Origin of the sequence: Halogeometricum sp. S1BR25-6 (assembly GCF_031624495.1) — an archaeon.
GTDB lineage: Archaea > Halobacteriota > Halobacteria > Halobacteriales > Haloferacaceae > Halogeometricum > Halogeometricum salsisoli.
The window spans coordinates 905,877-932,321 of sequence record NZ_JAMQOP010000002.1 but is presented as its reverse complement, the minus strand read 5'-3'; the positions used below and the strand labels follow the sequence as shown (position 1 = coordinate 932,321).

Below are 26,445 nucleotides of genomic sequence, written 5' to 3'. Positions count from 1 at the left end.
ACGCGAGGATGGGGAGTTCAAACCATGGTACCGTTCCCTCGTAGCGCGCGCGTCGCCGGCGGGGCGTTCCTCGTCGGCCTCCTCGCCGGCGTCGCGGCCCTCGTCGTCGCCGCCGCGTTCTCCGGCGTCGCCGACGGCGCGGACACGGCAATCCTGTTCGGCGCCCTGTTCTTCGGCGTCGGATTCCTCGGCTGGTCGGGGGCGGTATTCGCCGCCCGGGGAGTCGGGTCGGGGCGTCGACGTCCCGACGCCGGATTAGCTCGGACCGGAGCGAACTTCCGTCGGGCGATGGCCCGCGTCGGCGGGTTCGGCGCGGGCGTGATGGCCGCGGCGGCGACGCTCGGTGTGCTTCTCGCGTAAGTTCATAAGGGAGGACGGGGCCACCCCCCGTCGTGACGTATAGTAGCGGCTGCAAGTCTTCACTCACTCGACCGCAAGCCGTCGTGCGGTCGGATGAGTAATCAGTTGCAGACGCTACTATAGCTTCGGCCCCGAGTCGTCCGCGGCAGTCCGGCACCCGACTCGGGACTCGCAGTCGCCGGCAGTTCGCCCACCCGCCTCGCCGCGCTCAGTCGCGGACGTTCTCGCCGTTCACGTCCTCGAACGACCCTTTCTCGTAGACGATACGCCCGCGGACGACCGTCGTCTCGGGGAAGACGCCGCGCATCCCCTCGAACGGCGTCCACCCGCAGTTCGAGTGCAGGTTTTCGCCGCGAATCTCTCGGCTCTTCTCGGGGTCGAACAGCACGAGGTCCGCGTCGGCGCCGACCTCGATTCGACCTTTCGACGGCAGGTCGAATATCTCGGCGGCGTTCGCGGCGGTCACGTCGCGGACGCGTTCGTAGGATATCTCGCCTCTCCGCGCCCGTTCCAACAGGAGCGGTAGCATCGTCTCCACGCCGGGGACGCCGCTCGGGGCGTCCCAGAGGCCGACGTCCTTCTCGGCGCGCGTGTGCGGCGCGTGGTCGGTGGCGACGGCGTCTATCTCGCCGTCGACGAGGCGCTTCCACATCGCGACGCGCCGCTCTTCGCTCCTGAGCGGGGGGTTCATCCGGCCGTACGTTCCCAGTTCGGTCGCGTCCTCCCGCGAGAGAAAGAGGTGGTGCGGCGTCACCTCGCACGTCGCGCCGCCGGCCGTCGCGGCGTCGACGCCCTCGGGCGTGCTGGTGTGGGCGATGTGGACGTCCGCGCCCGATTCGGCGCCCACCTCGGCGGCGCGTTCGACGGCCGCCGCCTCCGCCTCCGCGGCGCGGTACTGGCTCCACACGTCGGCGTCGGCCGCTCGGCCCATCCCGCCGGCGTCTCTGTCCCGCGCCGACTCGTCGAACAGGTCTGCGTCCTCGGCGTGGACGGTCACGGTCACGCCCGCCTCGGCGGCCCGTTCGGCCGCGTCGGCGAACAGGTCCGCCTCGATACCCATATCGCCGGTCGAGTCGGCCAAGAAGACCTCTCCCAGCGCGAACAGCGGGCGGTCGAACAGCGAATCGGGGTCCCACTCGGGCGTGACGCCGCCGCTGATTCCGAAGTCGACGACCGACTCGGCCGCCAGCGCCTCCTTGCCGTCGAACGCCTCGCCCGAGACGGTCGGCGGCGTCGTGTTCGGTTGGTCTGCGACGACGGTGACGCCGCCCGCGGCGGCGCTCCGGGACCCGGACGCCCACGTCTCCTTGTGCGAGAAGCCGGGTTCGCGGAAGTGGACGTGCGGGTCGACGGCGCCCGGGAACAGCATCTTCCCCGAGGCGTTCAGGACGCGGTCGCTCTCGCGCGGGTCGAGCGACTCCTCGACGGCGGCGACGGTCTCGCCTTCGACTCGGACGTCGCGCACGCGGCCGTCGGCCAGCGTCGCGTCGGTGACGAGCAGTGACATACCCGTTCGTCCCGCGCGGGGGACGGTAAGCCCCGCGGTTGCCGTCGGAGTCCGGTCGCTACGCTCCGACCTCGTCCGCTGCCTCGACCCGTCGCCCCGCGTCGCCGACGAAGGCGTCTTCGAGGGCGCGACAGACCCGCTCCGCGTCGGCCGGACCGCCGCCGCCCGCGACGCTGCCGACCGAACCGGGGTCGAACGGCACGCCCAGCGCCTCGTAGACGGGTTCGAGGACGGCCGCCACCTCCTCGCGGTCGGCGACGACGACGACGCCGGAGACGAGGGCGGCGTCGCGGCGGACGCGCTGAGCGATGCCGCATAGCTTCCCGTGCGCCTGCACGGAGTGTGCGCCCGGGCAGAACGAGTCGGGGGGTTCCCCTCGTCGCGCGGCCACGCCGAGGCCGCGGAGGGCGCGGACGACGGCCGTCGTCGCCGTCTCGTAGCGGTCGTCGAGTCCGTTTCGCCCCTCGCCGACGGGGACCGCGGAAGCGAACGCCACGGTCCGGCCGGTGTAGGCGACGGCGCGCCCGCCGACGCTCCGCTCGACGGTCGGGTAGCCGCGAGATTCGGCCGCCTCGCGGGCCCGGTCGTATCCTTCGGCGCGCGCGTCGCGACGACCGAACGCCACCTGCCGGTGCGGCGTCCACGCGCGGAACCCCGGTTCGCCCGTCTCGCCGGTCGCCTCGCGCAGACGCTCCGTCACCGTCCGGTCGGCCTCCCGAGTCGTCGCGCGCCCGCGGACGACGCGGACGGTCGCACCGGCGTCTGTGCCGCTCATGGTCGAGACAGGACCCGACGCGCCTAAGCCCTCTCGGTCCCCCGGTTCGGGTATGAACGGGGACGGCGAGCGACGGACCGACGCGCCGCCGACCGACGCGGCCGAGGCGGTGACGCTCCCCGAGTCGACGCTTCGCCGGTACCGCCGGTTCTCGCTATACAACTCGCCGTACCCGGCGCACGACCGCGGGCGCGCCGTCGACCTCTATCCGGCGACGAACGAGGGACTCTCGCCCGTCGCCGGCGAGGTGTTGGAGACGCGAACCGTCCGCGCGCCGCCGAAACCGTACGCACACCAGTCGGAGTACCTGATTCTGGTCGACTCCGGCGAGTACGTCGCCCGAATCCTCCACGTCGACCCGACCGTCGAGGCGGGCGACCGCGTCGAGGTCGGCGACTCGCTCGGACCGATGATTCGTTCGGGCTTCTTCGCGCCGTGGGTCGCCAACCACGTCCACGTCGGCTTCCGACGGCACGACCAGAACCTCCGGCGCGCCTCCGGGTCGCTCCCCGTCGTCGCCGACGTCTCCGTCGAACCGCTGGCGTGGGACGGCGTCGGCACCGTCGTCGAGACGGCCGAGACGTACGCGCTACTCGACGCGCCCGCGCACCCCGCGCCGGGCAGGACGTTCGCGGGCATCGCGACCGACGACGGCCGCGTTCTCGACGGCGGGTTCGCCCACTACGCGGGCGGCGGCGTTCTCACCCGCGGGGACGAGGACGCCGGCGCAACGGGGCCGGAGGGGTCCGACGACCCCGACTCCGTCTCCTTTCTCGGACACCCCGTCGGCGAGGCGACGGGGCGGGACGTGGCCTGGCGCGACGTCGAAGTGCTGGCGAACGGCGAACGAATCACCGGCCTCTCGCTGTTCGCCGCCGTCGACCCCGAGTTCGGCGCGAAACTCGTCTGTCCCGGTCGCGAGTTCGCCGTCGGCGAGGAGGTGCGCGTCTCGGTGCGCGACACCGACGACCCGGTTCGACTGGGGTAGCCGCGGCGCCGGTCGCCTACCCCCGCCGCTCGCGGTGTTCCTCTTTCATCTTCTGATACCGCTCGTCCTCGCGAACGCGTTCGAGGTACTCCTCGAAGACGACCGCGGCGGCGCGTTTCTCCTCGTCGGCCCACTCCTCGGGGTCGCGCTCCTCCCCTTCTTCGTACTTCTGCCCGCCGGGATACCTCGCGTAGCGCATCGACCGCGTGTAGCCCATCTGGAGGTACTTCCGCGCCATGTCCATCCCGACGAACTCCCCGTTCTCCCGGTAGTCTTCGTACCGCTTGTATATCTCCCGGGCCGACTCCTCGGCGGACGCCTCGTCGGCGTACGACCAGTGCGGGAGGAGTTCGGACTTGTACGGTTCGACTTTGAACACGCCCTCTTCGCCGCGGCCGATGTCGTACTTCTCGGGGTGTTCGCGGAAGTCGATGTCGTACTCGGGTCCGTCGGCATCCCCGCCCTCGTCGCTCATGCGTTCGCTGCGGACCGGTCGCGGTTGCCTCTGACGGCCGTCGGAACCCCTCCGAGAACGAACCCTCCGACGCTCCACCGCGCGAAAAAACTGTAAACTCCTCACCGGTGGCTACATACGTTCCGGCGTCGCGGAGAAGTACATGAGCGACGACGCCGAGGGGCTTCCGGACGACGCCGTCTCGTTCGTCCAGCGGTACATCGAAGAGGAGCACGGCTACCTCTCGTGGTTAGGAACCGAGGTGAACGAACTCGAACCGGGGCGGGCGGTGATGACCGTGCCGTACGACGAGAAACTGACGAACACGACGGACCCACCGACGGTCCACGGCGGCATCGCGGCGACGCTCCTCGACACCGCGGGCGGCATCGCCCAGCGGACGATGCTCGACGACCCGCTGACCGGCGGCGTGGCGACGGTGAACCTGAACGTGAACTACCTCCGGCGCGCCGCGGGCGACCTGCGGGCGACGGCCGAGGTGGTCCGGTCGGGCGGCACCATCGGCGTCAGCACCGTCACCGTGGTCAGCCAGATACCCGACCGGGTGCGGGAGGACGACGAGGCGTTCGAGCGCTGGCAGGGGACGACCGAGGAGGAGGCCGTCGCCACCGGACAGGGGGCGTTCCGCCTCTTCCGCGACTGAGCGAACTACTCGAACCGAACCGTCTCGCGCGTCGTCACCTCGCCGAACAGCCATCCCGCGTGGTCCAGCGCGTACTCCTTGTGGTCGTCCTCGAGGGCGCCGATGGCGTCCTCGACGAGCACCGGTCGGTAATCCCTGAGACCGGCGCTCCCGGCGGTGTGGAGGACGCAGACGTTCGCCAGCGTCCCGCAGAACAGCAGGTCGTCTATTCCGTGGGCGCGGAGCCACCCGTTCAGTTCCGTCTCGTAGAAGGCGTCGTAGGTGTGCTTGGCGACGACGTGGTCCTCCGCGCGCACGTCCAGACCGTCGGCGAGTTCAGCCTCCCACGACCCCTCGATGACGTGTTCGCCCCAGCGCTCGAACTCGTCGTAGTAGTGCGCGCCGTCGAACTGCTCGGGCGGGTGGACGTCGCGCGTGTACACTATCGAGGCGCCCGCCTCGCGCGCGTCTTCGACCAGCGCGGCCGCGTCGTCGACGACGGCCTCGCTCGACGGCGCGTACAGGCTTCCCTCCGGGTCGCAGAACCCGTTCTGGAGGTCGACGACGACGACGGCGGTGCGGTCGGGGTCGAAGGCGTACTCGCTCTCGCTCATGTCCGTTCGAGCCGGCGCCGACACCAAAACGCTACCTCGGCCGGGTCCCGTCGGCGCGTTCGCGGACCCCTCGGCCGGAAAAAACTACTTCCGCACGCGGTCCGACCGGACGGTATACCATGTTACCGCGACACGGAATCGCCGCCGTCTCCCTCTCTTTGCTCTTGGTCCTCGCGGGTTGTGCGGCGCCGATGGACGAACCCTCCCTCGCCGATGGAGCGGGCGCCGTCTCTGACACCTCGGATATCGCCTCGCCGGACGCGAACTTCTCGGACCCCGACGGCGACCCCCTCGGGTGGGAGGCGGGCTACTGGTACAACGAGTCCATCGACGTCGACCAGTCCGACGGTCTCTCGGACGCCGAACTCGACCGGTACATCGCGCGGTCGATGGCGCGCGTCGAGTACCTCCGCCACGAGGAGTTCACCGAGAACGTCTCCGTCGACGTGCTGACTCGCGCCGAGTACCGCCAGCGGTCGGCGAACCGGTCGGCGAACCAGTCCGCAAACGCCGAGGCGTTCGACGAGTGGAACAATCAAGTGTGGGAGGCGCTGTTCGTCGTCGGCGAATCCAACGACAGCCAGGAGGCCATCAGCGGAACGCAGGGGAGTTCGGTCGCCGGCTTCTACTCGCCGCGCGACGACGCCATCACGGTCATCACGAACTCGCCGGAGTCGCCGACCATCGACAACGCAACCTTAGTCCACGAACTCACCCACGCGCTTCAGGACCAACACTACGACCTGACGAGCGAGAAGTACAGCGCCGAGACGCAGGACGGCGAGTTGGCCGTCGACGGCGCCATCGAGGGCGACGCGAAGTACGTCGAACTCCGCTACGCGAGCATGTGCGGCGGCGAGTGGACGTGCGTCTCCACCCCGGCGGCGGGCGGGTCGGGTGGGTCGGGCGGTTCGATCAACTACGGCATCTTCCTGACCATCTTCCAGCCGTACTCAGACGGCCCGGTGTACGTCCACGACGTCATCGAACGCGGCGGCTGGGACGCCCTCGACGAGATGCTGCGGAACCCGCCCGTCTCGACCGAACAGACCATCCACTCCACCGACGAGGAGCCGGTTCCCATCGACTATCGGAGCAGGGCGACGAACGGCTGGTCGACGTTCTCCGAGCAGGGGCAGGGCGGTTCCGACACGGTCGGCGAGGCGTCGATATTCACGATGTTCTGGTACCAAGCGCGCACCGCGAACGCCGACACCGTTCCGGTGCGGGGCATCGCCGAGACGGAGAGCCGGTACGACACGTACAACTACGACGCCGTGCCGTCGAACGGGTGGGCGAACGACCGCCTGTTCCCGTACGAGAAATCGACCGGGAGCGGCGAGGAGTACGGCTACGTCTGGGTGACCGAGTGGGACACCGAGGGCGACGCCCAGGAGTTCCGCGACGCGTACCTGAACATCCTCGCCGCCCACGGCGCGGCCGAGCGGGGTGAAAACACGTGGGTCGTCGAGGACGGACCGTTCGCGGACGCCTTCCGCGTCCGGATGGACGGCACCCGCGTCGTCGTCGTCAACGGACCGACCGTCGACGCCGTGAACGACATCCGACCGCGGAACTGAGGCGCGAACCGCGAGTCGGTTCGTCGGCGGCCGGGAACGCTTTTCTACGACCGTTCCCACTCTCCCGTGTGAACGATTCGCAGTCCGCGCTCCTCCCGGTCGCCCTCGCGGTTCTCCTCGTCGTCTCTGGGTGTGCGGCGCCCGTCGCCGACCCCTCGGCGATGCCGGCGTCGTGGTCGTGGCCCGACGACCCGCCGACCGACCGCATCGGCTGGGAGGCGGGCTACTGGTACAACGAGTCCATCGACGTCGACCAGTCCGACGGGTTGAACGAGAGCGAACGCGAGGCGTTCGTCGCGCGGACGATGGCCCGCGTCGAACACATCCGCGGGTTGGAGTTCCGGGAGTCGGTGCCCGTCGAAGTCATGAGCCGAGAACAGTATCGCAGCGAGTCGGGCGTCTTTCAGAGTTCTCCCGACCCGTGGCGCGAGCAGGTGTACGAGGCGGCGTTCCTCGTCGGCGAGGACGAGTCGGTCAGCGACGTGCTCAACCAACTGTACGGCGGGGCCATCGCGGGCTACTACACCCCGAGCGACGACCGCATCGTCGTCGTCAGCGACGGCGACACGCCGACGATGAGTCGGGCGACGCTGGCGCACGAACTCGTCCACGCCCTGCAGGACCAGCACTTCGGCTTCGCGTCGACGCCGCCGACGCACGACGGCCGCATCGCGGAGAACGGCCTCTCGGAGGGGGACGCCAACTACGTCGAGGCGCTGTACGCCGAGCGCTGTTCGGCCGAGTGGGAGTGCGTTGCGACGCCCGACACCGAGGCCGGCGGCGGGTCCGACTTCGACTTCGGCGTCTACCTCACCGTCTACGCGCCGTACAGCGAGGGACCGGAGTTCGTCCGCACCCTCCGAGAACGCGGCGGGTGGGACGCCGTGAACGCCGCGTACGAGGACGCGCCGGTCACCTCGGAGCAGATTCTCCATCCCGAGGCGTACCCCGACGAGGGACCGGCGGACGTGACCGTCCGGGACCGCTCCGCGGCGGCGTGGTCGCGGTTCGACCGCGACCGGCCGACCGACCGACTCGGCGAGGTGTTCCTCTACACCGCCTTCTGGGACACCGGGGCGATAGACAGAGCGTCGCTCCGGCGGCAGGTCGGCCAGTACTCGCGGTACAACTACACGGCCGAGGCGACGGCCGGGTGGGGCGGCGACGAACTTGTCCCGTACCGGAGCGGCGACGGCGAGTTCGGCTACGTTTGGGCGACCGAGTGGGACACCGAACGCGACGCGCGCGAGTTCGCGACCGGATACACGGAGTCGCTGCTGGTCGGGAGCCTGAACGCCACGCGCGTCGGACCGAACGTCTACGTCGTCGAGGACGGGCCGTTCGCCGACGCCTTCCGCGTTCGGCGCTCCGGCACGCGCGTTACCATCGTCAACGCGCCGGCCGCCGAGCGGTTGGACGGGATTCACGCCGCTTCGTGACAAAGCACTTACCCTCCCGACGGAATCGACGCGTATGGACCCGCGAAGAGTCGCCCTCTCCGCTCTCCTCGTCCTCGTCGTCGCCGCCGGTTGCCTCGGCGGGCCGGGAACGAAGCCGACACCCGACCCGTCCGCGACGACGACAGCGACACCGACGCAGACGCCGACACCGACCGCCTCGCCCACGGCGACGGTGATGCCCGGTACGCCGACTCCGACGCCGAGCGAACGACCGCCCTCGACCGCGAACTGCCCCGCGTACGTCTCCGTGGACCCCGTCGACGAGGTGCCCGACGACGCGACGGTGATTCCGTACGAGAACCTCTCCGAGGAGCGGCGAAGCGAGTTCGACGCGGCGCTGTCGGAGGGCGACGTCGAAATCGACGACGGCGGCGAGGCCTACTCGTTCTGGGTGGACCGCCCGTACGTCCGGTACGAGGGCACCGTCTACCGAGCGGTCGTCGCCGTCTGCTGACTCGTCGCCGCCCCTTTCGAAGAGGAATTCTCTCCGGCCGCCCCGCCTGAACGAACGCGTTTTTCACGACGCCGCCGAAACGGCCGGTCATGGACTTCGACATCGTCGGCGTCGACGCCATCCGCGAGGGGTCGGCCACCGACGCCTACTTCGAGCGGACGGAGACGACGCTCCGACACGCCGGTAAGAACCCGCGCGTGGTCGCCGAGGTGACGGCCGACCAGTTCCCCGACGGCGAGTACGAACTGCTCGCAGGGGTGAAAGACGCCGCCGCCCTCCTCGAAGGACGCGACGTCGACGTAGACGCGATTCCCGAGGGGCGCCTGTTCGACGGCGGCCCCGTGATGCGCATCGAAGGGTCCTACCTCGATTTCGCCCGCTTCGAGACCGCGCTCTTGGGCTTTCTCTCGCACGCCTCCGGCGCCGCCACCGCCGCCCTCGACGTCCGCCGCGCCGCGCCCGAGGCGCAGGTGTTGTCGTTCGGCGCGCGCCACGTCCATCCCTCCATCGCGGCGATGGTCGAGCGAAGCGCCCTCGTCGGCGGCCTCGACGGTATCTCGCACGTCGCCGCCGGCGAGGTCATCGGGCGGGAGGCGTCCGGGACGATGCCGCACGCCCTCATGATCTGCTTCGGCCGCGGCAACCAAGAGGAGGCGTGGACGGCCTTCGACGACGCGGTCGACGAGTCCGTCCCGCGCGTCGCCCTCTGCGACACCTACAGCGACGAGACCGACGAGGTGCTCCGGGCCGTCGAGACCCTCGGCGACGACCTCGACAGCGTCCGCCTCGACACCACCTCCTCGCGGCGCGGCGACTTCCGGCACATCGTCCGCGAGGTGCAGTGGACGCTCGCGGCCGAGGGGCACGAGGACGTGGACGTGTTCGTCTCCGGCGGCCTCGGCCCCGCGGACCTGCGGCACCTCCGCGACGCGGCCGACGGGTTCGGCGTCGGCGGCTACGTCTCGAACGCCGACCCGGTCGACTTCGCCCTCGATATCGTCGAAATCGAGGGCGAACCGGCGGCCAAGCGGGGGAAACTCGCCGGCGTGAAGGAGGTCTACCGGACCGCCGACGGCGGCCACTACGTCGCCCTGAAGGGGACCGACGCCCCGGCCGACGCCGAACGGTTGCTCGAACCGCTGATTCGCGACGGCGAGGTGGTCGCCGACGACTTCGACATCGACGCGGCGGCGGCGCGGGCGGCCGACGACGCCGAGGCCTGCGGCTACGGCGCGGACGAGACGTAACCGAGAGCGACGTCGCTGTTCGGTGAGGAGAGGCGCAGAAGTCCGATTCGCGGTCGGTGCGTGAGGCCGTTCGGGTCGGGGTGCGTGCGGTCGGTCGTCCTACAGTTCTTCGACGCTGCCGCCGTCGGACCGCTCCCGAAACACCTGTCCTTCGAACAGCGTCACCATCGCGTCTTCGTCCTGCCACGCCAGGGGCGACAGGCCGGCCTTCCGGCAGGCGTGCGTGAGGAACTGTTCTTCGGACCAGCCGTTCTCGACGGGAATCGTCGGGTAGAGCCAGCCGTGGCTGCCGTCTTTGTCTATCGCGACGCCGTGGGTGCCGAGTTCGAGGTCGGCGACGGGGTCGTTGGTGAGAACGTGGTTGCAGACGATGCAGACCGAGATGTTGAGATTCGGGAGTTCGGGCGGTTCGATTTCGGAGCCACAGGAATCGCCGGACGCGGCCTGAATCGCCGCGTCGACGATGGCGTGGCCGAGTTGGTCTTTCCCTCGATAGGCCCCGGCGCACCCCCGCAGGCGGCCGCGGCCCCGTGTCGATTGTATTCGGACGAACGCCCCGGTGCGAGCGTAGAACGCGTCCCGCATGCTTCCGGGCTGTTCTCGTTGGCCGTGAAGAACGTACGATTCGACCGATTCACGCGCGAGTTCGACCGCCCGTGACCCGTCGTCGTACGAGAGTCGAACGGTCTGCGCCTCGGACATAGTACTCTCCAGGCACTGGCTAAACTTGAACGCTTCCCTTATCACCGCCCTGATTAGTCTTTGATTTACGCCTTCCGGCGGTGAATCGGGTCGGATTCCCCCGCGAATCGACCAAATCGAACTCCTTATGCGACCGTCCGAACTAGACGAATCCGGCAGAGAGAGCCCGGTTCCCGTGTCCCGCCGGTCCTACCGGCCGCGGACATGAGGAAAGTCCCCCCACCGTCCGAACGGGTGACCGGGCGCAAGCCCGGAGTCGGAGACGACTGGCTCTGGAACAGAAACGAGACCCCTCGGCCCGACCGATGAGACGCGCGGGTGGACGTTCGTCCACCGGCGGCGCGAACGGGGCCACCCGTTCGCGCGCGAACCGACCCGTAAGGGAAGGGAGTTGACCCGTCGAGGGTAGTGCGGCCGCTTTGCGGCCGCGAGACGGCGGCAGCCGTCTCTTTCCGCGCGGGTTCCGCCGCGCGGACGACGGCCGAGAACGGGTGGAACGGCGAAACCTCACCGGTGCAAGTCCGCGCCGCTAAGGTAGTTCGGACAGCGCGTTCGGGTTCGCCCGGCGCGCCCCCGAGAGGGGAGGACGTGGACGCTCAGCCGAATGCCGGGTCGAAACAGAAGGGGGCTTACTCCTCTCAGCCGCTTCGTGCGCAGAGATATTATCCCAGACCCAATTAGTTAATAATCTCTTGCACTAAACCGGCCGAAATTCGCAGGTGGATTAATAACTCCGAACCGACTACGGTCTCGTATGAACCGGGACGGCCACGACCACGACGACGCGAGTCGCGGGAGCGATGACGACCACGACCGCGCGAGTGGCCACTCCCACGACAAGGGGGGTAACGGCCGCGACGACATCGACGCCTGCGGATGTGACGACGCGTGTGACGCTGACACCTCCGACGTTTCCACCGCCTCCGCCGCCGACGCCCCGTCGGCGTCGTCCGACGGGAGCGACGACGAACGAACCCTCAGGCTCTCGGTGCCGGAGATGGACTGCGCCTCCTGCGCGGAGAAGGTGACCAAGAGCGTCCGCGGCGACGCGGGCGTCCGCGACGTGGACGCGCAACCGACCACGGGAACGCTGTACGTCAGTTTCGACGAGGGCGAGACGGACGGCGACGCCGTCCGGTCGCGCGTCGAGTCGGCGGGCTACGCCGTCGCCGACGCCGAGACGGCGACGTTCTCCGTCCCCGAGATGGACTGCGCCTCCTGCGCCGGCAAGGTGGAAAAGTCGCTGGACGGCGTGGCCGGCGTCCTCGAACGCGAGACGCAACCGACGACGGGGACAGTGACCGTCACGTTCGACCCCGACGCGGCCTCGCGCGGCGCGTTGGTCGCCGCCATCGAGGGCGCGGGCTACGCCGTCGAGGACGACGACGGCGGCGACTCCCCGCGCGACGTGTGGCGCAGTCCGCGCGCGCTGAAGACGGGGGCCGGTGCCGTCTTCCTCGCTATCGGCCTCGCCCTGGAGTTCCTCCTGCCCGGTCTGGACGCCCTCCTCGCGGCGCCAGCCGGCTACGAAATCAGCGTCGCGTGGGTTCTCTACGTGCTCGCCGTCCTCCTCGCGGGGATTCCCGTCCTGCGGAACGGCTACTACTCCGCGAAGAACCTGAGTCTCGACATCGACCTGCTGATGTCCGCCGGCATCGTCGGCGCGATGGCGGTGAACATGCCGTTCGAGGCGGCGACGCTCGCGGTGCTGTTCAGCGTCGCCGAACTGCTGGAGCGGTTCTCCATGGACCGCGCGCGCAACTCGATGCGCGAGTTGATGGAACTCTCCCCCGACACGGCGACGGTCCGCAGGGACGGCGAAGAGACGGTCGTCCCCGCCGAGGACGTGGCCGTCGGCGAGACGGTGCTCGTCCGACCCGGCGACCGGATTCCGCTCGACGGCGTCGTGACCGAGGGGACGTCGGCGGTGGACGAGTCGCCCATCACCGGCGAGTCCGTCCCCGTCGACAAATCGCCCGGCGAGGAGGTGTTCGCCGGCAGCATCGTCGAGGAGGGCTACCTCGAAGTGGAGGCGACGTCGCCCGCGAGCGAGTCGACCCTCTCCAGAGTCGTGGAGATGGTCGAGGACGCCAACCGCGAAAAGACCGAAGCCGAGCGGTTCATCGACCGCTTCGCGCGCTACTACACGCCGGTCATCGTCGTCGGCGCGGTGCTCACCGTCGCGGTGCCGCCCCTCCTGTTCGGCGACCCCTTCAGAGTGTGGTTCGTCCGCGGTCTGACGCTCCTCGTGGTCGCCTGCCCCTGCGCGTTCGTCATCTCGACGCCCGTCTCCGTCGTCTCGGGAATCACGTCGGCGGCGCGCAACGGCGTCCTCGTGAAGGGCGGCCAGCACCTCGAAGCGATGAGCGACGTCGAGGTAGTCGCCGTCGACAAGACGGGGACGCTCACGACGGGCGAACTCGGCGTCACCGACGTCGTCGCCCTCAACGGCAACGACTCGACGGAGGTGCTCGGGTGCGCCGCGGCCATCGAGTCGCGCAGCGAGCACCCCATCGCGCAGGCCATCACGGCCCACGCCGCCGACCGCGACGTCCCCGACCGCGAAATTCGGGACTTCGAGTCCATCACCGGCAAAGGGGTAAAAGCCGTCCTCGACGGCGAGACGCACTACGCGGGCAAGCCCGGCCTGTTCGCCGACCTCGGCTTCGACCTCGAACACGCGCACGTGGCGACGGACGGAGGCGAGCGAACCGACGGGGGAACGCTGGTCAGGGACGCCCGCGACTGCGACCACGGGAGCTATCTCGACCTGACGAACGAGGTCATCCCGCGCCTCCAGTCGGAGGGCAAGTCCGTCGTCCTCGTCGGCACCGAAGACGAGATAGAGGGCGTCGTCGCCGTCGCGGACACCGTCCGCCCGGAGGCCGCGTGGACCGTCTCGCGCCTGCGCGAACTCGGCGTTTCCCGCGTCGTGATGCTCACCGGCGACAACGAGCGCACGGCGAACGTCATCGGCAAGCGCGTCGGCGTCGACGAGGTGCGCGCGGACCTCCTCCCCGAGGAGAAGGTCGACGCCGTCCGCGAACTCACCGACGAGCACGAGTCGGTGGCGATGGTCGGCGACGGCGTCAACGACGCCCCCGCCCTCGCCGCCGCGACGGTCGGCATCGCCATGGGCGCGGCGGGCACGGACACGGCGCTTGAGACGGCCGACGTGGCCCTGCTCTCGGACGACCTGACGCGCCTGCCGTACCTCGTCGACCTCTCCTCGAAGACCGCCGGCGTCATCCGGCAGAACATCTGGGCGTCGCTCGCCGTGAAAGGCGTCCTGACCGTCGCCGCGCCCCTCGGTCTCATCACCGTCGCCACCGCCATCGTCGTCGGCGATATGGGGATGAGCCTCGGCGTCACCTCGAACGCCCTCCGCCTCGCGGGCGTCGAACCCGACGCGGCCGCCTCCGACGGCTGGGACGGCGACGAACCCCGAGACGCGGCGGCCTGATCCCCCTCGGGGGCAAACGTTCTTTCCCCCGGGGGGCGTCAGCCGAACCGATGCCGTCTCGCAGGTCTCCGGCGGTTGCGCTCGCGTTCGCCCTCATCCTCGTGCTCGCCGGCTGTGTCGCCCCGCTGTCGGACCCCGCGCCCGCACCGACCGACGGGGACGCGCCGACGGCGAACGCCGCCCAGCGAGAGCGGGTCGAACGGGTGACCGGCACCGGCGTGGTCGCCGCCGACGGGGAGAACCCGTGGGGTTCCGACCCCGTAGTCGTCGCCGTCGAGGACGCCGCGAACACCGACCGCGACTGGACGCCCATCGTCCGCGAGGCGACCGCCTACTGGGAGGAGAACGCCGAGCGCTACGCGGGGTACGACGTCGACTACGAGGTGCGGCCGAACGCGACGGACCCGGACCTCGTGGTCGAGTTCGTCCAGACGGTCCCCGCGTGCGACGGCGCCGACGACGCCGCGGGGTGCGCGCCGCTCATCACCGACCGGCGGCAGATCGACCGCCCCGAGACCGTGTACGTCCGCACCGCCTTCTCCGACGAGTCCACCGTACTCGTCGTCGCACACGAACTTGGGCACACGCTCGGCCTCGACCACGCGAACGCCCCCCGCGAGGTAATGGCCAGCGAGTCCGTCCTCTACACGACGGCGCGCACGAACGCCACCGACCGCGACTTCCCGTGGAACAGCGCCGAGTTCTCGGTGTACGTCGACGCGGCGAACGCCTCCGACCCCGAGGGGGCCCGCGAACAGGTTCGACACGCCCTCGACTACTACGAACGCGGTGCGCCGGGGATGCCCGACAACCTCACCTTCGCGTTCGTCGACGACCCCGCGGACGCCGACGTGGTCGTCGAGTTCGCCGACGACCCGCCGTGTTCGCCGAACGCCGCCTCCTGCGGCGCGACGCGCGGGTGGGACCCCGACGGTGACGGCGCCGTCGAGACGTACTCGGACCTCGAAATCGTCCTCGTGGACCTCGACACGGACGCGGTCGGTTGGCACGTCGGCTACTGGCTGGCGTTCGCCCTCGGCGCGGAGGACCCCGCGGAGATGCCCGAACCGTTCCGCGACGCCTCCTACCGCGACCGCCGGAGCGAGTGGTGGGCGGCCGGCGACGGGGATGAGAACGACTGAGGACCGTCGCGACCATCGCGGACTGACGTTGATATTGTCGGCGAGCGTACGCGAACCTATGATGTCCGCAACCGGCGACCGCGCCCCCGACGCTGCGGTCGTCCGCTGGGAGGGCGAGGCAGACCCGCGCCTCCGAACCGCCTTCCGCCACCTCGTCACCGGCGCGTTCGTCGTCGTCGGCGTCGCCCTGGTCGCTCTCGTCGGACTCACGGCCTACCGGAGCCTCGCCGCCGGAGACGGGAGCGCCGCGGTTCTCCTCGCGGTGTCGCTACTCTTCGGCGGGCCGTTCGCACTGTTCTACCTCGTGGCGGTTCGCGAGCGGGTGTCTTTCTCCGGGATGCTCCCGTACGAACTGAACCTGAACCCGTGGTACGTCCTCTGCTCGGTCCCCGCGGCCCTCCTCCTCCTCTTCACGGTGGGGCTGTTCCCGCCCCTCGCGTACGTCTACCTCCTCGGCGCGCCCCTCGTCTGGTCGGCCGTCGCCGCCCGCGACTCCGCGGGCGAAATCGACGCCGAGGCGGGGACGATTCGGCGGGACTACGGCACCGCGACCGTCGCCGATTTCGGACCGAGAGACGTGCGGCAACTCCGCGCGCACTCGGCGTGGCGTCTCGGCGACTACCGCCTCGTTCGCCTCCGGTACGACGGGTCAGTGGTGCTCTCGCGCCCGACGCTGCTCCTCGTGCCCGAGACCGACTATCCGGCGGTCGATTCGGCGCTCTCCGAAATCGAGTCTCGCGACTACGACGTCGAGGCCCGAGAGACGTCCCGCGCGGCGAAGGCGTTCCTCGTCGGTTTCGGTCTCCTGTTCGTCGCCCTCGCCGCCGGTCTCGCGACGGCGGCGGGTGAGACGCCGCGCGCACTGATGCCGGCGGCGCTGATAGCTTGTTTCGGCCTCCTGTTCGTCGCGCTGGCGTGGGTGGTGTGAGACAGGCGTCTGCCGGCGCCTTCTTGCGGTTCGAGCGCGAACGACGGGCATGAACAGTGCCGCCCCGTCGTTCGACCCCGAGGTGCTGATGGCGTCCCTGAGACAGGAGTTCGGCGGGAAGGAAGCGGAACGGCGCGTGGTCGCCCGGCAGGCCCGCGACCTCGCCGACTCCGGCAAACCCCGGCGCGACCGCGGCGAACCGCTCACCGAGGCGGAGGTGGTGCGGCAACTGCGCGACGCGCCGGACGGGTCGACCCTCGCCGAGCGCTGGAACTGGTGGCTCGGGGCGCTCGAAGCGGCCCACGGCGGCTACCGCGACTTCCAGGTGACGCGCATCCCGACCGGCGACCGGGATTAAGCCAGTATCTCCGCGGCGAGGTCCCGCGCCCGTTCGACGTGGTCGTCGGCCTCGTCGTCGCCGGTGCCGTCGACGTGCGAGAGCAGGTCCGCCACCGTCTCGACGCGCGACCGGACGACCGACGGCGAGACGTCGGGGTCTCGGGCCACGTCGCCCGCGACTGCCTCCGCCTCACCGAGATGCGCGCTCGCGGTCCGCTCGACCGGTCGTTCGGCCGTTGCCGCGAGGTGCTCGTGCAGCGAACGGAGTCGCTCCCGCGTCTCCCCGTCCACTTCGTCTCCGCCGCTCCCGCTCTCGTTCCCGTCAGTCATCATCCTCACCCCAGCCCGTCTCCTCGCCGGTCTGCGCCCGCCACAGCGCCGCGTACGCGCCGTCGGCGTCGAGAAGTTCGTCGTGGCTGCCCTGTTCGACGACGTCGCCGTCGTCCAACACGAGAATCTCGTCGGCGTCGACGACGGTGGAGAGGCGGTGGGCGACGACGAGCGTCGTCCGGTCCTCCGAGAGTCGGTCCAAGGAGCGTTGGATGGCGCGTTCGGTCTCCGTGTCGACGGCGGAGGTGGCCTCGTCGAGGACCAGCACCGGTGGGTCCCGGAGGACGGCGCGGGCGAGGGCGACGCGCTGACGCTGCCCGCCCGAGAGTTTCACGCCGCGTTCGCCGACGCGCGTCTCGTAGCCGTTCGTCAGGTCCGTGATGAACCCGTGGGCTTCGGCGGCCCGCGCGGCCCGCCGGACCGTCTCGTCGTCCGCGTCGAACCGCCCGTAGCGGACGTTCTCGGCGATGGTGCCGTCGAAGAGGTGGGTGTCCTGCGAGACGTAGCCGACGGCGTCGCGGAGGCTCCCCAGCGTGAGGTCCTCCACGTCGTGGCCGTCGAGCGACACCGTCCCCCCGGTCGGCTCGTACAGGCGGAGCAGGAGTTTCAGCAGGGTGGACTTGCCGGCGCCCGTCTCGCCGACGACGGCCACCGTCTCGCCGGGTTCGGCGGCGAAGGAGACGTCGTTCAGAATCGGCTCGCTCGCCACCTCGCCGAACACGTCGCGGTAGGCGAAGGAGACGCCGTCGTAGGAGACGACGCCCTCGGGGTCTTCGAGGACGACGGCGTCCGCGTCGTCCTCGATGTTGACGGGGATGTCCGAGAGGCCGAACACGCGTTCGGCGGACGCGCGGGCGTTCTGGAACTGGTCGACGATGTTCGACACCTCCGCGAGGGGGGCGACGAACCGCTGGGTCATGAAGATGAACGTGACGAACGTGCCGACTTCGAGCGTGCCGGTGAGCGGACCGGGCGCGGTGCCCGTGAACAGCCAGTAGCCGCCGACGAGAAACGTCGCGGTGAACGAGAGGCCGGCGAGCAGTTCCATGCCGGGGCGGTAGAAGTAGCTGAGCCGCAGCACGGACATCGTCGTCTCGAAGAGGTCACGCGACGCGTCGCGGACGCGCCCCCGTTCGTACCGCTCGCTGTTGGTCGTCTTCACGAGTTCGATGCCGCCGATGCCGTTCTCGATGCGGGTGTTGAAGCCGGCGACGGCCGACTGGCGCGCGCGGTAGCGCGGCGCGACGACGCGCATGAACCACCACGTGAAGACGACGATGACGGGGACGGCGACGAGAGTGACGAGCGCCAACTGCCAGTTCAAAGCGAAGAGGACGAACGCGATGCCGCCGACCATGATGAGCAGTCGCAGAGAGTTCATCAGGGCGTTGTCGAGGAACATCTCCAAGTTCCCGGCGTCGTTGTTGAGGATGGCCATCACCTCGCCCGTCTGCTTGTCGTCGAAGAACGTCATGTCGAGGCGCATCAGTTTCGTGAAACTGTCCGTGCGCACCGCGTGCATCACATCGTGGGCGAAGAGGTTCGCTGAGACGCCGTACACCCACGTGAACACGCCGGTGACGACGAACGACCCGGCGATGAGGGAGACGGAAAACCAGAACTGCCCCTCCGGGGTCGCCGGAACCCAGGCGGCGGGGACGAACGGGAGTTGGTACCCCGACCCACCCTCGCGGAACATCGCGTCGATGGCCGTTCCGAGGACGACGGGCGGGAGCAGCGAGGCGGCCTGCGCGACGACGTTGGCGAGGAGGCCGATGACCAGCCACCGCGCGCGCGACGTCCCGTACTCGCGGAAGAGGCGGGCGAGCGGCCGCGTCACGTCGGCGCGGTAGCGGTCGAAGGCGCTCTCGTCGGCGTGACTCATTGGTTCCGAGAGCGTCCCTCGTGACATGAAGGCGATGGAAACGGCGAATCGGACGGACGGGCAACTCCCGCCCCTCGACGCCGCCCCGAACCGACGACGAAAAGCGTCTCGGGCCGGTAGGGGCCCCATGAAACTCCAGTTCCTCGGGGGCGTCGGCGAGGTGGGGCGCTCGGCGATTCTCGTGGACGACTCGCTGCTGCTGGACTACGGGATGCTGACGGGCAACCCCCCGCAGTTCCCCGTTTCGACGCCCGAACCCGACGCCGTCGTCGTCTCGCACGGCCACCTCGACCACGTCGGGATGGTCCCCGCCCTCCTCGCCGGCGACCGGCGACCGCCGATTCACTGGACGCCGCCGACGGCCGAACTCGCGGGGACGCTGGCGCGCGACACGCTGAAACTCCAAGGGGGCAGGTACGATTGCCCGTTCACCGAGACGCACGTCCGGCGGATGACGCAGGTGTCGGAACCGCACGGCTACGGCGAGACGTTCGAGGCGGCGGGCTACGAGGTGACGCTGTACGACGCCGGGCACATCCCCGGCAGCGCGCACGTTCTCGTCGACGACGGCGAGACGCGATTGCTGTACACGGCCGACTTCCACACCGACAATCAGCGAATCGTCGGAGCCAGCACCGACCGCCCGGACGCGGACGTCGTCGTCTGCGAGTCCACCTATGCCGACGTGACTCACGAGGACAGGGCGGCGGTCGAAGAGCGGTTCGTCGAGTCGGTCCGCGGGACCATCTGGGAGGGCGGCACCGTCGTCGTGCCGGCGTTCGCCATCGGCCGCACCCAGGAGATGCTGCTCGTCCTCGACGCCCACGACGTGGAGTGCTACGTCGACGGGATGGGCAAGGGGGTAACGAAGATGCTGCTTCGACACCCCGAGTTCGTCCGCGACGGCGACGCGCTCCGGCGGGCGAAGTCGCACGCGCGGTTCGTGACCGGGCGGAACGGACAACGGCGACGCATCGCCTCGCAGAACACCGCCATCGTGACGACCAGCGGGATGCTCTCGGGCGGCCCGGCGATGACGTACGTGCCGGAAATCAGCGGCGACCCGACGAACAAGATAACGCTCACCGGCTACCAGGTGGAGGGGACGCCCGGCCGCGACCTGATAGAGCGCGGCCGCGCGGAGATAGACGGCCGGACGATGCCCGTCGCCGCCCGCGCGGAGATGTACGACTTCTCCGCGCACGCCGACCGCGAGGGTCTCCGCGCGTTTCTGAGCGAGTACGAGGGAAGCGAGGTGTTGGTCAACCACGGCGACGACTGCGCCGGGTTCGCCGAGACCCTTCGAGCGGACGGCTTCGACGCCCGCGCGCCCGGACTCGGCGACACGGTCGAGGTCTGAGGCGGGGACGCCCCGCCGAAATCCGGCCCGCTCCGCCTATCCCCGCTCTCAGGGGTCGGCGGCGAGGCGGACCGCGGCGGCGGTCACGGCCACGAGGCCGACGACGACGCCCGCGAGGAACGCCGCGCCGACGTTCCGGAACGACCCGCCGTCGTCGCCCGAGGTGCGGCGCTCGGTGTCGCGCCGGCCGGGCGCCCGGACGGCTTCCTCGCCGTCTTCGTCGGCATCGGCATCGGCCGACATCGCGATGGGGCGTTCCGACTCGACCGACCCCCTCGGTCCGCCGACCGGCCCCGTCCCCGCCCTCGCCTCGCCGGACTCGCCTCGTCCGTTCGGTTCGGTCGGCGTCGTCGCGTTCCTCGGGTCGGTCCCGAGCGGCGGGGTCTCCCCCCCGTCGACGGCCTCGGCCGCCCCCTCGTCCGACGCGAACGGGTCGTCGGCCTCCGACGCGCTCCGATGCTCGAGTTTTCGCTCGCGGATGACCGCGTTGACCGTCGCGCCGACGAGGAGGATGAAGCCGCTGAAGTACAGCCACGTTAGGACCAGGAGGATACCACCGATGACGCCGTACGCCTCGTACTGGGAGGCGTTGGCGGCGTACACCTGAAACCCGACTTCGAGCACCGCCCACCCGCCGGCGGCGACGACGGCGCCCGGCGCCGCCTCGCGGACGGTCATCTCGACGTCGGGAAAGACGTAGTACATCGGGAGGAACGCGACGCTGAGACCGAACAGGAGAAAGAGCGGGTTCAGCACGTGGAGCAGCGGGAGTTGAAAGTACGCGAACGCGCTGCCGGCCAGCGCGAGGGCGGCCACCGAGAGGATAATGGCGACGAAGGCGACGAGTCCGTCGCGCAGTTGCTTGACGATGCCGCCGTCGTCCGTCGTTCCGTACACCTCCGCGAAGGCGGTGTCGAGCCCGCGGAACAGCTTCAGCGCCCCCCACAGGAGGATGAGCGTCCCCGTCACCGACAACCCGACCTCTCCCCCGGCGTTGTCGATGGCGGCGTGAATCTCCGTCTGCGCGCCGGGCGTGAGGTACGACTCCGTGAGGTCCGCGACGGTGGTGGCGAACACCTCGCTGCCGACGGTGCTCACGAGGAGGACGACGAGGAGCAACAGGGGGATGAGCGAGACGAACGCGTTGTAGGCGAGGCTGCCGGCGAGGAACGTCAGATTCTGTTCGCGGACGCGCGAGGCGACCGTTCGGACTACCGCCGTCGTCTCCCCGCCCTGAAACTTCATCACCCGGTCTACGGAGTCATCCACCATGGATGCGGCGGCATCGAACGCCGTCCTTGCCGGTTCTCGGGGCGAGAACGACAGCTCTCAGAGAAAGTAGGCTTTCATTGACTGTCGTCGATGGGTCCAATATAGTGGTGCCGGAGACAGTTCTCGCGACGGTGACGGGCGCCGCGAGGACGACGTCAAGGCCGTCGACCCGAGAGACGGAGGGTCCGTTCCCTCGTCAGTCGTCGTCCGAGGCCGTCGGTCCGAACTCGGCGATGGTCCGCTGGTCGTCGTCGCTTCGGAGCGGATTGTCGCCGCGCGCGTCGGGGTCCAGCGGTTCCCCGGTGACCAACTCGGGGAGGACGATGCGGAAGAAGTGGACGCCGACGACGAGGAGCAGGGGACCCAAGAACAGGCCGTACCAGCCGAACAGCGCGGGGCCGATGATGTAGGCGAACATCACCGTCCCGGTGTGGAGGTTGCGCCCGGAGACGTACGGGCGGAGCAGGAAGTCGGGGATGGTGTCGACGATGACGAGCGAGACGCCGCCGTACACTAGCGCGACCCACAGCGTCGCGGGGTCGGTCAGGGCGGCCTCGACGGCCAGAAGAATCGTCACCGGCACGTACACGATTTTCATCCCGACGACGGGGATGAGGCTGCCCGCGCCCGTCAGTGCGCCCAGAAGCGTCGGCGACGGGATGGACATCGAGGCGGGCGCGAACAGGTTGATGACGTTGTAGGAGACAGCGGCGATGACGGCGATGGCGAACGCGTTGAGGATGTTGCCGAAGTAGATGGTCTTCAGGTCGCGGTCGACGGCGGCCATGTAGGCGTTGACGACGCCGCCCTCGCCCGAGAGGTTCTCGCGCGTCCACGAGGCGAGACGCCGGTCGTCGCGCAACAGGTAGAACGCGAAGGCGAAGGCGATGAACAGTTGCAGGGCCGCGCCGAGGACGAACGACGCCGTCCCGGCGAGCGAGGCGAGGAGCGTGCCGACGGTCGCCGTGTCGGTCACGCCGAACAGCGCGCGCGGGTCTTCGAGGAGCGTCCCGAGCAGTTCGTTGGGGTTTCTGACCGCGTCGAACGAACCGAGGTACGGTTCCAGCGTCGCCCACAGACCGTCTTGGTTCTGCCCGACGAACGCGCTCAGTTCCTGGAAGGCGACCAGCGCGGTGTAGCCCACGAGGATGACGATGGGGAGCGATAGCACGAGCAGCGCCGCGGCGGCGCCGAGGCTCTCTTGGCCGACGCGGTGCCGGATACGGTTGTAGACGGGCCGCGTCGCGTAGTACAGAAACAGGCCCAGCATGAACGTTCCCAAGTACGCCTCGGCGACGAACGCGAGGACGAGGAAGATGGCGAGTCCGAGCAACCACCACATGGCCCGAGAGCGGTCGATCGTCGAAGTGAAGCCGAACTGCATCGTCGTCTCTTAGGGAGACGGGGGCAAAACCCCTTCCCCGCTGCGACGGTCGCCGGCCCCCCGGATATCGTCCGCTCGTTCCGTCGAAACCCCGTCTCGAAGTCGCCCGCGTAACCCTGTCGATGTCGTAAGTGATTTACCTACTGTTTAGGTATACCTAAAGCGAAGATGTCTGGAGACGCGGGAACCGGTCGGTTCGCTGGCGGCGAGCGATTGCTCGGGTGGGTCGACGCGACGCTCGTGTCGGTCTGTCTGAGCAGCGTTCTCATCGTGGTGCTCGGCGGACTGGTGCAGGTGAGTTTCGGTTCCTACTCCATGACGCTCGGGCAGGCGTGGCGCGCCGTCCTCGATACGGCCGTCCTGTTCGACCCCCACTGGATGCTCAACTTCCTGCTCGGCGAGAACCTGATGCGGGCGGTCACCGGGTTCCGGGGCGAACTACCGGAACTCCCGACCGCGACGCTCATCGTCTGGAACATCCGCCTGCCGCGGGTCCTCGTCGGCGTCCTCGTCGGCGCGAATCTCGCCGTCTCGGGCGCCATCTTCCAGGCGGTCACGCGGAACGAACTCGCCAGCCCCTACATCCTCGGCGTGAGTTCCGGCGCCGGTCTCGCCATCCTCCTCACGCTGGTCGTCTTCTCCGGACTCGCGCCGTTCCTGCCGCTCATCGCCGCCTTCGGCGGCGCACTCGCTTTCTTCCTCGTCTACGTCATCGCGTGGCAGAACGGCACCTCCCCGGTGAGACTCGTCCTCGCGGGCGTCATCGTCTCGACGGTGTTTCAGTCGCTGCAGACGGGTCTGTTCTTCTTCGCCGAGGACCTCGCGGTCGTCCAGAGCGCCATCGCGTGGACCACGGGTTCGCTGACGGGCGTCGACTGGGAGCAGGTCCGACTCGCGCTGCCGTCGACGACGCTGGCCGTCGTGCTGGCGGTGCTCGGCGCGAGGCAGTTGAATGTCCTGCTCCTCGGCGAGCAGACGGCCCGGTCGCTCGGGATGTCCGTCGAGCGGACTCGGTTCATGCTCTCGGGCGTCGCCATCCTCGCGGCCAGCGCCGCCATCGCCGTCGCGGGCATCGTCGGCTTCGTCGGCCTCATCGTCCCGCACGTGGTCCGGAACCTCGTCGGGAGCGACTACAAGCGGTTGACCGTGGGGTGTCTGTTCGTCGGCCCCGCGCTGATGGTCGTGGCCGACGTGGGCGCCCGACTCGCGTTGAACCCCGTGCAGATGCCCGTCGGCATCGTCACGGGCCTCATCGGCGGTCCCTACTTCCTCTATCTGATGCGGAAACAGCAGAACCTGGGTGATGTCTGAATGGCCAAGAGCGAACACGAGCACGAGCACACGAGCACGACGACGGACGGCGCACAGAACGAAGAGCGGGACGGCGCGCTTGTCGGCGACGACCTCACGCTGTCGTACCCCACGAGCGAACGGCCGGTCGTCGAGTGCGACCGAATCGATATCCCGCGCGGGGAGATAACCGCGCTCGTCGGGCCGAACGGGAGCGGGAAGAGCACGCTGTTGAAGTCGCTCGCCAAGCAGTTGACTCCCGACGCGGGGTCGGTGCTCCTCGACGGCAAGACCATCCAGGAGTACGACGACAAGGAGTTCGCCCGCGAACTCGGTCTGCTCTCCCAGGAGAACGAGTCGCCGGGGTCGCTCACCGTCGAGGAGTTGGTGTACCACGGACGCTACCCGCACCGCGGCTTCTTCGAGCAGACCGGCGAGGAAGACCACGAGGCGGTCGAACGCGCCATCGACCTCGCGGGCGTCGACCACCTCCGCGAGAAGACGCTCGGCAACCTCTCGGGCGGGCAGAAACAACTCGCCTGGATCGCGATGGTGCTCGCACAGGACACCGACGTGCTCCTCCTCGACGAACCGACGACGTTCCTCGACCTCCACCACCAACTCCGCGTGATGGAGACGGTCAGACAATTGAACGAGCAACGGGACGTCACCGTCGCCGTCGTCCTCCACGACATCGCGCAGGCCGCGCGGTTCGCCGACTACCTCATCGCGCTGAAGGACGGCGAAGTGTACGACTGGGGTCCGCCGCGCGAAGTCGTCACCGAGGACCTCCTCGCGGACGTGTTTCGGGTCGAGGCGGCCGTCAACTACACGCCCGACCCCGAAATCGTCCCCAAACACTCCCTCTGAGCGCCGGACTTCGAAACACCTTTGATTGTTTAGGCGAGCCTAAAAACCGATGACAGATGACGGTTCGCGGTCCCGCACTCGGCGGGACGTACTGAAGGCGAGCGGCGTACTGGCGGCGACGGGATTGTTGGCGGGCTGCTCCGGCGGTTCCGGCGAGGGAACGACCGGCGCGGGCGCGACCGAATCGGCGACGGATACGGAGGCGGCCGCCGCGTCGGCGACCGAATCCGCATCGGAGACCGAGGAGGGAACGGAGGAAGCGGCGTCCGGCGAGTCCTACTCGGTTACGATGCCGCCCGTCGGCACCATCGAGTTCGACGGCGTCCCCGAAACGTGGGTTGCCAACAACGGCAGTTGGGCCGACATGGGCGTCGCACTCGGACAGGACCCCCCGAAGGGGGTCTGGCTTCCCTCTCGCTACCACACCCGCTACTACGACGGTATTCCGGACGTCTCCGTCGACAAGAGCGGGATGACGGCCCTCTACTCCGACGGCGTGAGCAAGGAGGTGTTCTACGAACTCGACGGCGACGTGCACGTCATCGACCCCAACTTCCTGTTGAACCGGTTCAAGGGATGGGAGCAGGCCGACGTCGACGAGATATCGAATCAGGTCGCCCCGTTCTTCGGCAACAGCATCTTCTCGACGGGCTACGGGTGGCACGAGAGCTACCCGTACCTCTCGCTGTACGAGGCGTTCGAGAAGCTCTCGCAGGTGTTCCAAGAGCAGGAGCGCTACGAGGCGTTCGCGTCGCTGCACGAGCAGTTCCAGTCGAACGTCTCGAACGTCGTTCCCTCTTCGGAGTCCGAACGGCCCGCCGTCGCCATCCTCTGGCCCCAACCGGTCGACAACCCCGAGACGTTCTCGCCGTACCTCATCGGCGAGGGGACGAGCTTCAAGCAGTGGCGCGACCTGCAGGTCCGCGACGCCCTCGCGGAGACGGACGTGAAGGACTTCCACGAGTCCCGCGGCGAGATAGACTACGAGACGCTCCTCGAAGTCGACCCCGACGTCCTCCTGCTGCGCGGCAACGAGAGCAAGACCGCCGAAGAGTTCCAGAACACGGTCGTCGAATACATGAAGAACCAGAGCGTCGCGAGCCAACTCAGCGCCGTGCAGAGCGGTGACGTCTACCGCGGCGGTCCGCTGTACCAGGGTCCGATCACGAACCTCGTCGTCACCGAACGCGCGGCGAAGGACCTGTACGGCGCCGAAGGACAGTTGTTCGACCGCCAGCGCGTCTCCGACATCGTCAACGGAAACTTCTGAGCGCGCGGCCCACCGGTCCAGCGCTCCCGGGTCGGCGCGCTCCGCGGTCGACGTTTTCTTTCAGAAGGAACGGGGGAGGTCTCCGGTATCCTACGTCGCAGACCGCCCGCTCCGTTCGAAGATGCGCT

General features: G+C 69.3%; 24 protein-coding genes and 1 other RNA gene. 16 read left to right on the top strand and 9 right to left on the bottom strand.

All coding sequences use genetic code 11. From position 1 onward, the window contains the following. Positions 1-24 precede the first annotated feature (24 nt). Positions 25-360, top strand: a complete 336-nt coding sequence (locus tag NDI76_RS14850) for a DUF7268 family protein (protein ID WP_310924862.1) — start codon at positions 25-27, stop codon at positions 358-360. Positions 361-568: 208 nt separating this feature from the next. Here NDI76_RS14850 and NDI76_RS14845 read toward each other — a convergent pair whose 3' ends face one another. Together NDI76_RS14845 and NDI76_RS14840 are read right to left on the bottom strand one after the other, a co-directional pair. Then, positions 569-1,867, bottom strand: coding sequence for a dihydroorotase (locus NDI76_RS14845; protein ID WP_425498371.1), 1,299 nt, complete (start codon positions 1,865-1,867; stop codon positions 569-571). Between the two features lie 58 nt (positions 1,868-1,925). After that, positions 1,926-2,642 carry a lipoate--protein ligase family protein gene (locus tag NDI76_RS14840; RefSeq protein ID WP_310924861.1) on the bottom strand — a complete coding sequence of 239 codons (717 nt, stop codon included), beginning with the start codon at positions 2,640-2,642 and terminating at the stop codon, positions 1,926-1,928. A gap of 52 nt (positions 2,643-2,694) precedes the next feature. Between NDI76_RS14840 and NDI76_RS14835 the strand changes: the two genes are divergently transcribed. Further along, positions 2,695-3,630 carry a DUF8155 domain-containing protein gene (locus tag NDI76_RS14835; protein WP_310924860.1) on the top strand — a complete coding sequence of 312 codons (936 nt, stop codon included), beginning with the start codon at positions 2,695-2,697 and terminating at the stop codon, positions 3,628-3,630. A gap of 16 nt (positions 3,631-3,646) precedes the next feature. Here NDI76_RS14835 and NDI76_RS14830 read toward each other — a convergent pair whose 3' ends face one another. After that, entirely contained in the window at positions 3,647-4,105 is a 459-nt protein-coding gene (locus tag NDI76_RS14830; RefSeq protein WP_310924859.1) for a DUF4385 domain-containing protein, read from the bottom strand. Positions 4,106-4,247: 142 nt separating this feature from the next. Here NDI76_RS14830 and NDI76_RS14825 point away from each other — a divergent pair, with 142 nt between their 5' ends. Then, entirely contained in the window at positions 4,248-4,748 is a 501-nt protein-coding gene (locus NDI76_RS14825) for a PaaI family thioesterase (protein WP_310924858.1), read from the top strand. A 5-nt stretch (positions 4,749-4,753) separates the two neighbouring features. Here the strand turns inward: NDI76_RS14825 and NDI76_RS14820 are convergent, their stop codons facing one another. Beyond that, positions 4,754-5,341, bottom strand: coding sequence for a cysteine hydrolase family protein (locus NDI76_RS14820; protein WP_310924857.1), 588 nt, complete (start codon positions 5,339-5,341; stop codon positions 4,754-4,756). Between the two features lie 119 nt (positions 5,342-5,460). Between NDI76_RS14820 and NDI76_RS14815 the strand changes: the two genes are divergently transcribed. The 4 genes from NDI76_RS14815 to NDI76_RS14800 all read left to right on the top strand — a co-directional run bounded on the left by NDI76_RS14815 (position 5,461) and on the right by NDI76_RS14800 (position 10,082). Continuing rightward, positions 5,461-6,921, top strand: coding sequence for an Hvo_1808 family surface protein (locus NDI76_RS14815; protein ID WP_310924856.1), 1,461 nt, complete (start codon positions 5,461-5,463; stop codon positions 6,919-6,921). Between the two features lie 68 nt (positions 6,922-6,989). After that, positions 6,990-8,360, top strand: a complete 1,371-nt coding sequence (locus NDI76_RS14810; RefSeq protein ID WP_310924855.1) for an Hvo_1808 family surface protein — start codon at positions 6,990-6,992, stop codon at positions 8,358-8,360. Positions 8,361-8,394: 34 nt separating this feature from the next. Next, positions 8,395-8,835 (top strand): DUF7979 domain-containing protein, encoded by a 441-nt coding sequence (locus NDI76_RS14805; RefSeq protein WP_310924854.1) that lies wholly within the window; start codon positions 8,395-8,397, stop codon positions 8,833-8,835. Between the two features lie 89 nt (positions 8,836-8,924). Further along, on the top strand, positions 8,925-10,082 hold the full coding sequence (locus NDI76_RS14800; RefSeq protein WP_310924853.1) for a nicotinate phosphoribosyltransferase: 1,158 nt from the start codon (positions 8,925-8,927) through the stop codon (positions 10,080-10,082). Between the two features lie 99 nt (positions 10,083-10,181). Here NDI76_RS14800 and NDI76_RS14795 read toward each other — a convergent pair whose 3' ends face one another. Beyond that, positions 10,182-10,784, bottom strand: a complete 603-nt coding sequence (locus tag NDI76_RS14795; RefSeq protein ID WP_310924852.1) for a TIGR00296 family protein — start codon at positions 10,782-10,784, stop codon at positions 10,182-10,184. Positions 10,785-10,938: 154 nt separating this feature from the next. Here NDI76_RS14795 and rnpB point away from each other — a divergent pair. From rnpB to NDI76_RS14770, 5 genes are all read left to right on the top strand, one after another. After that, positions 10,939-11,428: RNase P RNA component (rnpB, locus tag NDI76_RS14790), an RNA gene on the top strand. Between the two features lie 110 nt (positions 11,429-11,538). Further along, positions 11,539-14,247 carry a heavy metal translocating P-type ATPase gene (locus tag NDI76_RS14785; protein WP_310924851.1) on the top strand — a complete coding sequence of 903 codons (2,709 nt, stop codon included), beginning with the start codon at positions 11,539-11,541 and terminating at the stop codon, positions 14,245-14,247. Between the two features lie 50 nt (positions 14,248-14,297). After that, entirely contained in the window at positions 14,298-15,389 is a 1,092-nt protein-coding gene (locus NDI76_RS14780) for a matrixin family metalloprotease (RefSeq protein ID WP_310924850.1), read from the top strand. Positions 15,390-15,447: 58 nt separating this feature from the next. Beyond that, positions 15,448-16,317 carry a hypothetical protein gene (locus tag NDI76_RS14775; protein ID WP_310924849.1) on the top strand — a complete coding sequence of 290 codons (870 nt, stop codon included), beginning with the start codon at positions 15,448-15,450 and terminating at the stop codon, positions 16,315-16,317. A 49-nt stretch (positions 16,318-16,366) separates the two neighbouring features. Continuing rightward, the gene (locus tag NDI76_RS14770; protein WP_310924848.1) at positions 16,367-16,675 is read left to right on the top strand and encodes a WNWW family protein; all 309 of its coding nucleotides are present in this window, start codon (positions 16,367-16,369) and stop codon (positions 16,673-16,675) included. Here NDI76_RS14770 and NDI76_RS14765 read toward each other — a convergent pair. Further along, positions 16,672-16,986: a DUF8152 family protein gene (locus NDI76_RS14765; RefSeq protein ID WP_310924847.1), complete on the bottom strand. Its 315-nt coding sequence runs from the start codon at positions 16,984-16,986 to the stop codon at positions 16,672-16,674. The genes NDI76_RS14770 and NDI76_RS14765 overlap by 4 nt on opposite strands. Further along, positions 16,979-18,871, bottom strand: a complete 1,893-nt coding sequence (locus NDI76_RS14760) for an ABC transporter ATP-binding protein (protein ID WP_310924846.1) — start codon at positions 18,869-18,871, stop codon at positions 16,979-16,981. Before NDI76_RS14760 ends, NDI76_RS14765 begins: the two co-directional genes overlap by 8 nt. 127 nt (positions 18,872-18,998) lie before the next feature. Here NDI76_RS14760 and NDI76_RS14755 point away from each other — a divergent pair, with 127 nt between their 5' ends. Then, on the top strand, positions 18,999-20,231 hold the full coding sequence (locus NDI76_RS14755; protein ID WP_310924845.1) for an MBL fold metallo-hydrolase: 1,233 nt from the start codon (positions 18,999-19,001) through the stop codon (positions 20,229-20,231). Positions 20,232-20,279: 48 nt separating this feature from the next. Here NDI76_RS14755 and NDI76_RS14750 read toward each other — a convergent pair whose 3' ends face one another. After that, a complete protein-coding gene (locus NDI76_RS14750) occupies positions 20,280-21,503 on the bottom strand; it encodes a YhjD/YihY/BrkB family envelope integrity protein (RefSeq protein ID WP_310924844.1) in 1,224 nt (407 codons plus the stop codon). Positions 21,504-21,699: 196 nt separating this feature from the next. Beyond that, positions 21,700-22,887 carry an AI-2E family transporter gene (locus tag NDI76_RS14745; RefSeq protein WP_310924843.1) on the bottom strand — a complete coding sequence of 396 codons (1,188 nt, stop codon included), beginning with the start codon at positions 22,885-22,887 and terminating at the stop codon, positions 21,700-21,702. Positions 22,888-23,055: 168 nt separating this feature from the next. Between NDI76_RS14745 and NDI76_RS14740 the strand changes: the two genes are divergently transcribed. From NDI76_RS14740 to NDI76_RS14730, 3 genes are read left to right on the top strand one after another with little or no spacing between them, the layout of a single operon-like run. After that, positions 23,056-24,198: a FecCD family ABC transporter permease gene (locus tag NDI76_RS14740; RefSeq protein WP_310924842.1), complete on the top strand. Its 1,143-nt coding sequence runs from the start codon at positions 23,056-23,058 to the stop codon at positions 24,196-24,198. Beyond that, a complete protein-coding gene (locus NDI76_RS14735) occupies positions 24,199-25,047 on the top strand; it encodes an ABC transporter ATP-binding protein (RefSeq protein ID WP_310924841.1) in 849 nt (282 codons plus the stop codon). Between the two features lie 49 nt (positions 25,048-25,096). After that, positions 25,097-26,317, top strand: coding sequence for an ABC transporter substrate-binding protein (locus tag NDI76_RS14730; protein ID WP_310924840.1), 1,221 nt, complete (start codon positions 25,097-25,099; stop codon positions 26,315-26,317). Positions 26,318-26,445 lie beyond the last annotated feature (128 nt).

What these genes read in the sequence shown, in the direction of transcription:
- NDI76_RS14850 (WP_310924862.1), top strand. Translation starts at nt 25, where the DNA reads ATGGTACCGTTCCCTCGTAGCGCGCGCGTCGCCGGCGGGGCGTTCCTC.
- NDI76_RS14845 (WP_425498371.1), bottom strand. Translation starts at nt 1,867, where the DNA reads ATGTCACTGCTCGTCACCGACGCGACGCTGGCCGACGGCCGCGTGCGC.
- NDI76_RS14840 (WP_310924861.1), bottom strand. Translation starts at nt 2,642, where the DNA reads ATGAGCGGCACAGACGCCGGTGCGACCGTCCGCGTCGTCCGCGGGCGC.
- NDI76_RS14835 (WP_310924860.1), top strand. Translation starts at nt 2,695, where the DNA reads ATGAACGGGGACGGCGAGCGACGGACCGACGCGCCGCCGACCGACGCG.
- NDI76_RS14830 (WP_310924859.1), bottom strand. Translation starts at nt 4,105, where the DNA reads ATGAGCGACGAGGGCGGGGATGCCGACGGACCCGAGTACGACATCGAC.
- NDI76_RS14825 (WP_310924858.1), top strand. Translation starts at nt 4,248, where the DNA reads ATGAGCGACGACGCCGAGGGGCTTCCGGACGACGCCGTCTCGTTCGTC.
- NDI76_RS14820 (WP_310924857.1), bottom strand. Translation starts at nt 5,341, where the DNA reads ATGAGCGAGAGCGAGTACGCCTTCGACCCCGACCGCACCGCCGTCGTC.
- NDI76_RS14815 (WP_310924856.1), top strand. Translation starts at nt 5,461, where the DNA reads ATGTTACCGCGACACGGAATCGCCGCCGTCTCCCTCTCTTTGCTCTTG.
- NDI76_RS14805 (WP_310924854.1), top strand. Translation starts at nt 8,395, where the DNA reads ATGGACCCGCGAAGAGTCGCCCTCTCCGCTCTCCTCGTCCTCGTCGTC.
- NDI76_RS14800 (WP_310924853.1), top strand. Translation starts at nt 8,925, where the DNA reads ATGGACTTCGACATCGTCGGCGTCGACGCCATCCGCGAGGGGTCGGCC.
- NDI76_RS14795 (WP_310924852.1), bottom strand. Translation starts at nt 10,784, where the DNA reads ATGTCCGAGGCGCAGACCGTTCGACTCTCGTACGACGACGGGTCACGG.
- NDI76_RS14785 (WP_310924851.1), top strand. Translation starts at nt 11,539, where the DNA reads ATGAACCGGGACGGCCACGACCACGACGACGCGAGTCGCGGGAGCGAT.
- NDI76_RS14780 (WP_310924850.1), top strand. Translation starts at nt 14,298, where the DNA reads ATGCCGTCTCGCAGGTCTCCGGCGGTTGCGCTCGCGTTCGCCCTCATC.
- NDI76_RS14775 (WP_310924849.1), top strand. Translation starts at nt 15,448, where the DNA reads ATGATGTCCGCAACCGGCGACCGCGCCCCCGACGCTGCGGTCGTCCGC.
- NDI76_RS14770 (WP_310924848.1), top strand. Translation starts at nt 16,367, where the DNA reads ATGAACAGTGCCGCCCCGTCGTTCGACCCCGAGGTGCTGATGGCGTCC.
- NDI76_RS14765 (WP_310924847.1), bottom strand. Translation starts at nt 16,986, where the DNA reads ATGACTGACGGGAACGAGAGCGGGAGCGGCGGAGACGAAGTGGACGGG.
- NDI76_RS14760 (WP_310924846.1), bottom strand. Translation starts at nt 18,871, where the DNA reads ATGAGTCACGCCGACGAGAGCGCCTTCGACCGCTACCGCGCCGACGTG.
- NDI76_RS14755 (WP_310924845.1), top strand. Translation starts at nt 18,999, where the DNA reads ATGAAACTCCAGTTCCTCGGGGGCGTCGGCGAGGTGGGGCGCTCGGCG.
- NDI76_RS14750 (WP_310924844.1), bottom strand. Translation starts at nt 21,503, where the DNA reads ATGGTGGATGACTCCGTAGACCGGGTGATGAAGTTTCAGGGCGGGGAG.
- NDI76_RS14745 (WP_310924843.1), bottom strand. Translation starts at nt 22,887, where the DNA reads ATGCAGTTCGGCTTCACTTCGACGATCGACCGCTCTCGGGCCATGTGG.
- NDI76_RS14740 (WP_310924842.1), top strand. Translation starts at nt 23,056, where the DNA reads ATGTCTGGAGACGCGGGAACCGGTCGGTTCGCTGGCGGCGAGCGATTG.
- NDI76_RS14735 (WP_310924841.1), top strand. Translation starts at nt 24,199, where the DNA reads ATGGCCAAGAGCGAACACGAGCACGAGCACACGAGCACGACGACGGAC.
- NDI76_RS14730 (WP_310924840.1), top strand. Translation starts at nt 25,097, where the DNA reads ATGACAGATGACGGTTCGCGGTCCCGCACTCGGCGGGACGTACTGAAG.